The 6,340-nt window shown below is 42.4% G+C and carries 5 protein-coding genes; all 5 read left to right on the forward strand.

The annotated features are described in order from the left end of the window. Positions 1–147 precede the first annotated feature (147 nt). Positions 148–843: a response regulator transcription factor gene (locus A5867_RS08130; protein WP_087627333.1), complete on the forward strand. Its 696-nt coding sequence runs from the start codon at positions 148–150 to the stop codon at positions 841–843. Then, positions 840–1,787: a sensor histidine kinase gene (locus A5867_RS08135; RefSeq protein ID WP_087627334.1), complete on the forward strand. Its 948-nt coding sequence runs from the start codon at positions 840–842 to the stop codon at positions 1,785–1,787. The genes A5867_RS08130 and A5867_RS08135 overlap by 4 nt, the downstream gene beginning before the upstream one ends. An 89-nt stretch (positions 1,788–1,876) precedes the next feature. Continuing rightward, positions 1,877–2,653: an ABC transporter ATP-binding protein gene (locus A5867_RS08140; protein WP_016610278.1), complete on the forward strand. Its 777-nt coding sequence runs from the start codon at positions 1,877–1,879 to the stop codon at positions 2,651–2,653. Further along, positions 2,625–4,715 (forward strand): ABC transporter permease, encoded by a 2,091-nt coding sequence (locus A5867_RS08145; RefSeq protein WP_087627335.1) that lies wholly within the window; start codon positions 2,625–2,627, stop codon positions 4,713–4,715. Before A5867_RS08140 ends, A5867_RS08145 begins: the two co-directional genes overlap by 29 nt. A 304-nt stretch (positions 4,716–5,019) precedes the next feature. After that, on the forward strand, positions 5,020–6,340 hold a 1,321-nt coding region (locus tag A5867_RS08150; RefSeq protein WP_087627336.1), incomplete at its 3' end, for an Ig-like domain-containing protein.

Consider the following 6,340-nt stretch of genomic DNA (forward strand, 5'->3'; position numbering starts at 1 on the left):
CTTTAAGTAAGTTTTAATCACAAAATGTAGTATACTATAAAATAATTTTGCTTACAATAAATAAGTACACTTTTTTTAAAAAAGCTGGAATTTTGCAGTTTTTTTCACACAGATTTGGTAAACTTTAGAGAAAACAGGAGGATTTATATGAAAATATTCGTGGTCGAAGATGACAAATCGTTAGTCAAAATGATGGAAAATCAATTATCCCGCTATGCGTATCAAACCTTTGTTCCAGAAAATTTCGCTGCGGTTTTAGATGAATTCTTGATGATCCAACCTGATTTGGTTTTGTTGGATGTCAATCTTCCTTATTATGATGGGTTTTATTGGTGCCAAAAAATCAGGGAACGCTCGTTGGTTCCAATTCTCTTCATCTCCGCCCGTGACGGCAATATGGATCAAGTGATGGCTCTAGAATATGGTGCTGATGATTATCTAGTCAAACCTTTTTCTTATGATTTGCTGCTGGCAAAAGTAAAAAGCCACATTCGTAGAGTCTACGGGGATTATGCACAGTCTGATCGGGCGAGAAGTTTGAAAGCTGGCGAATTGATCTACTATCCCGAAGCATTGAAGATAGTCTATCGTGAAGCCAGTGAATGGCTGACTGTTCGAGAAGGAGAATTATTGACCCTGTTAATGTCGGCACACCCAGAGATGGTCAAACGGGAACGGATCTTAAATCTATTATGGGATGATGAGCGCTTCGTTGATGACAATACGCTTTCTGTCAATGTCGGCCGTTTGCGAAAAAAACTGGCGGCAATGGGCATCAATGATCCGATCCAAACGATTCGCGGAAAGGGCTACGCTTTATCAGTGATAGGTACGGAAGAATGAAAGCATATGCAAGTGTTCATTTACCTAAACTACTCGTTACGTTCCTAGCCATTTCATTGTTCGTTTTAGTGATTTGGTTGGATGGCTATCGAAATTACCTCGTAATTGGTTATGGTCTGCTTCTATTCGGGCTGTTCATTGTTCTTATTTATTTGGTAGATTACCTTTCCAATACTGCGTTTTATCAGTATATCAAGCATGGAAGAGCGACACACCGAAGCAATGGCTACCTTTCCAAGCAATGGCGCAAGCAGTTCGATGCCCATGAACAGCAAGAGCAAGAGCGGCTGACAGAATTAGATCAGCACCATCAAAATCATATTCGTTTCATGAATATCTGGGTTCATCAAATGAAAACACCTGTCTCAGTTTTGGCGCTAATGGCTGAAAGTGAAGAAGTCGATAGCTATGATCTTTTGGCTGAAACAGATCGCTTAAAAAGTGGCTTGGCGACTGCGCTGAATTTTGTGCGCTTGGAAGATTTCACGGAGGACTTCGTTATCGAATCAGCCTCATTGTTGGAATTGTTAAAACACAGTATCGGTGACCAGAAGCGAAATTTTATTCGCAGTGAAGTCTATCCGAAGCTGATGAGTGAAGCAGATATCACGGTGACAACAGACAAAAAATGGCTAGGTATTTTGCTCTTTCAACTCATCAGCAACGCCATCAAGTACTCAAAGCCAGACAGTAAAGTCTATTTTGAGATCGATCCTTTTTCTAGAAGCTTAACGATCGCAGATGAAGGCTGCGGGATTGCAACAGCGGATCTCCCGCGAGTTTTTCGCCCCTTTTATACAGGTCAGAATGGGCGGCAAACAGGAGAGGCAACTGGGATCGGTCTTTATTTAGTTGAAACGATCAGTACGCAATTAGATATCGATGTGTCGCTTGCCTCTAAGGAGAATCAAGGCACGACAGTTACCTTAACATTTCGGAGGTGAAGGCTTTCTTACAATTTTGTAAGCTTTCTATCATGAAATCGATAACTGATTGCGGTGCCGCCTGCTAAACTGGTAGCAAAGGAGTGAAGATGATGGCTTTACTAGAATTGAAAAATGTATCGAAAACCTATACAGGGGAAGTGTCTGTTGAGGTTTTACAACAAATCGATCTCAAAGTGCCAGAAGGAGAATTTATCAGCATTATGGGTCCATCTGGCAGTGGCAAGACCACCATGCTGAATTTGGTGGCAACATTGGATAAACCGACTTCAGGTTCGGTGATCCTCAAGGGAGAGCAGCCACTAGAATTATCTAAGCAAAAACTCGCGGAGTTTCGTCGTCGGCAACTAGGCTTTGTTTTTCAAAACTACAATTTACTTTCGCCATTGAGCGTGCTTGAGAATGTGATTTTACCACTGACATTGGATCGGGTGGCAGTTCCTGAGATGAAAGAACGTTCGGAGCAGCTATTACGTGAACTTGGGATCTATGAGAAAAAAGACAAACGCATCTATCAGCTTTCCGGTGGAGAGCAGCAGCGAGTTGCGATTGCTAGAGCTTTGATCCATCAACCAGAATTGCTTTTAGCAGACGAACCGACGGGTAATCTTGATTCCAAGGCAGCACGAGATGTCATGGAAATACTAAGTCAGATGAACAAACAGCGAAAAGTCACCACTATGATGGTCACCCATGATCCGTATTCCGCCAGCTTTTCTGATCGGGTCGTTTTCATCAAAGACGGAAAGCTGTATAACGAAGTCTATCGTGGTGCTGATCAACAGCAATTTTATCAAAAAATTCTTGAAGTCCTAGCACATTTAGGAGGTCGCCGTCATGAATTTCAGACAGTTGATCATTCGTAATCTGCGGGGAAATTTTCGAACCTATGCAGCATACTTCGTCAGCAGCGCTTTTGCAGCGATGGTGTTTTATATCTTTAGTCTTTTGCTCTTTCATCCGCAATTGGAAGAAAACTTATCTAATAGCGATACACTTTCAAGCTTAGCTAAGGTCGGTCTATCCGTCGCACTCGTGGTGATCGCCTTACTGTCGCTGTTGTTTTTATGGTATACATTTGTGGTCTTTTTGAAACGACGCAAACGTGATCTGGCGATCTACTTGATTTTGGGGATCGAAGAAAAAGATCTGCGAAAGATTTTGTTTGTCGAAAATGCCCTTTTAGGAACCTGTGCCACAGTGACCGGTATTGGGTTGGGGATTTTAGTGACGAAATTGTTGCTGCTGATTGCGCAAAATGTCATGTATCTAACAGAAGGACTGAAATTTATGGTTCCTATGGAAGGTTTAGGATTGACCTTTGGGATCTATGTCTTTATTTTCCTCTTGATCTCCTTTTTCAGTACTCGGACCTTGCAAGGAGAACAGATCATCTCATTGATCAAGGAAAATGAAAAACCACGTCCTGAGCCAAAAAGTCATTGGGCATTGGCATTTTCAGGAATTGTGCTGTTACTAGTTGGCTATGGATCGGTCTTTTATTTTAGCTACCAAACGTACTCAATGCTGCCACTTATGCTAGGAGTCTTGTTGACTGTTGCAGGCACGATTTTGTCATTCCATCAGTTCAGCGTATTTCTGTTGAAACGATTAAAAAAACGCCCGACCTTCTTACGAGGGACTCGGATGCTGACTATCAGCGAATGGATCTTTCGCATGCGAGACAATGCGGCGATGTATAGTCTGATCGCTATTAGTACCTCCGTGGCATTCGTTGGGATTTCCGTGATGCTGGCGATCGGCAGTTCTTCTTTTTCTTCGATCCAAGGAATCAGTGTAGCCTATGTGTTCCCGTGGTCTGGGCCAGAAGACCTCGATCATTCTGAGGGGAAAATGAATGAAATTAAAACTGCCATAGAAGAAAAAGGGTACTCACCTGTAACGGATAGTGTTTCCTTACTATGGGCCTATGCGAATCTTGATGAATCTGCAGTTATGAATGATTCATTTTATACGACGAATGGCTTTTCAATTATGCGAGAAAGCGACTATCAGAAAATGATGAAACAAATCGGTGAGGAAGCTGATTCCGTTGCAGATAATCAAATAATGACACTTAGTGCTAATTATTCACGTCGAAAACAGCTTCTAGAAGTCCCTGAGAACGAACGCACAAGTATCTATCCAATCGAATTGGGATCAGAAACCGGTATAAAAAAGGATATTACGATTGTCCACAGCCCCTCAATGCTTTCTCTGAATCACTTTGGTTTGTCAGTTGTGACAGATAAGACCTTTGAGGAATGGCAAGCTCTCTTACAAGAATCTAACGATGATATGGAATCTGGTTTTATTTGGTTAGACTATCCAGAATGGGCTGAAACACCTGAATTGGTATCTGATTTCAATGGAAAGTTAGATAAAGAAAATGCCTTGATCGATCAGCAATACGAAGAACTCAGTCGGGAGTTTGAAGCCAAAGGTGACTATACAGATGAAGAGTGGTCAGAAGCGGCAAAAGACATTCCGATGCGTACGTCTTATACCTCGAAATACCAAGTTTTCCAAGAAAATCGTCAAGGAAATGGCATCATTTTAATGATCACGGTATTACTAGGTTCGGTTTTCTTTATTTTCTCCGCTTCGATTATCTATTTCCGTTTATTTGCAGATTTAGATAAAGATGGTGCGTATCATCGTTCCTTGCATATTTTAGGTGTGTCGCCCAAGGAGCGTCACAACGTTCTGAGACGCCAGCTGCAAGTGATGTACTTCTTGCCAACAGTCGTGGCAATGATCCATTTTGCGGTGGCAATGACCGCTTTGCGTATTTTAGTAGAATTGCCTGTTTGGCAATACTATGGCGTGATCGTTAGTCTCTTTTTGATTTTCCAAATCGTTTTTTACTTTGTTTGTCAGTACCGGTACTTCCAGCAAATTGATCGAATCGCCGATCCGACAGAGTGATTTATTTTTTAGCCAAATCCCTTTCAATCCACACGGATTGGGATTTGGTTTTTTGCTTGCTGCATTGTTATTTTCTTTCACCAATGAAGCGTTTTAATTGTGTAAATCACCGAAAAGCAGATAAAATTAGTTAACACTGATTCTATTAGGCAGTCGCTGATACGCGGCAAGAATGTGGCAACTGGAAGTCTATTTTTCTCACCGTGAAACGAAAAGACAACTGTTAATGAAAATATTCATGTCGAGTACAGTAATTGCTGTGACCGATGGGGTTAGCTAAGCGCTCACTTAAGGGAGGAAACCAATGATCAAACGTTTAGGAAAAGCATTTGCTGTCTTGCTGCTGTTGATTCCTGTTTTTGCTGGTATGCGGGTTGTTTATGGGGAAACCGATGTGGGTGCCAAGCTGATCACAAATGTATCGATCGTTAATAGCCGCAACGAGGTCATCACAAGTATTGAAAAGGATGATTCCTTCAAAATAGATATGACCTGGAGTTTGGAGGACTTAGGTGATTTAAAAGCAGGTGACAAAGCGACCGTCACCTTGCCAGCTGAGATTGAAGGCGTTAATAATACGTATGCTTTATACGATGAAAATAACAACTTAGTGGTCAATGTTTCCCAAGTTGGCAATCAGCTGACCTTTGTTTTCACGGAATTTGTCGAACAAAATACCAATGTACATGGGGACTTTTATTTTTGGACAAAGTTCAGTGATGACGTGATAGAAAATCAGATCAACAACATCAACTTTGAAACGGCAAATGGGACGCAATCGGTGCCTATTTTTATTCAAGCAGTGGATGATTCAGGGGAGGGTGCCTTACTCACCAAACAAGGACTGTATTTAGGTACGCAACAACCCAAACGGATCATTGATTGGCGAGTGTATATCAACTCGTTTGACACGGACCAAGTGACGATCAAAGATGGAACGTTTATTGACTTTTTAGGTCCTCATCAGACACTAGTCAGTACGAGTGCTCGAGTGGTCTATGGACCCAGCGTTTCCAACCCAACGTATGTCGAGCAAGTACCGATCGTTTTAAATAGTGACGGCTCCTTTGAAATTCCTTTGCGGGATACAGAGGAACGGATCTACATTACCTACAAAACAGAAACGGATGGTTCATTGGAACAATATACCAATCGGGGCATCCTTGATGCTTTGGTCAATGATGTGCCAAGAACAAGCAGTATTACTGGCTATACGCCACGCTATGGTGGCGGTGGTGGCGGAACCGGTGAACCAGGGGAGTCCAGCAGCACGGAACCAAGTAGTGAAAGCAGTACGAGTAGTAGTACGGAACCAAGTAGCGAAAGCAGCACGAGTAGTACTACGGAACCAAGTAGTGAAAGCAGCACAAGTAGCAGCACGGAACCAAGTAGCGAAAGCAGCACAAGTAGTAGTACGGAATCAAGTAGTAGTACGGAACCAAGTAGTGAAAGTAGCACCAGCAGTAGCACGGAACCAAGTAGTGAAAGCAGTACAAGTAGTACTACCGAACCAAGTAGTGAAAATAGCACCAGCAGTAGCACGGAACCAAGTAGTGAAAGCAGCACCAGCAGTAGCACGGAACCAAGTAGTGAAAGCAGCACAAGTAGCAGCACGGAACCAAGTA

It is taken from the genome of Enterococcus sp. 6D12_DIV0197 (assembly GCF_002174385.1).
Taxonomy (GTDB): domain Bacteria; phylum Bacillota; class Bacilli; order Lactobacillales; family Enterococcaceae; genus Enterococcus_D; species Enterococcus_D casseliflavus.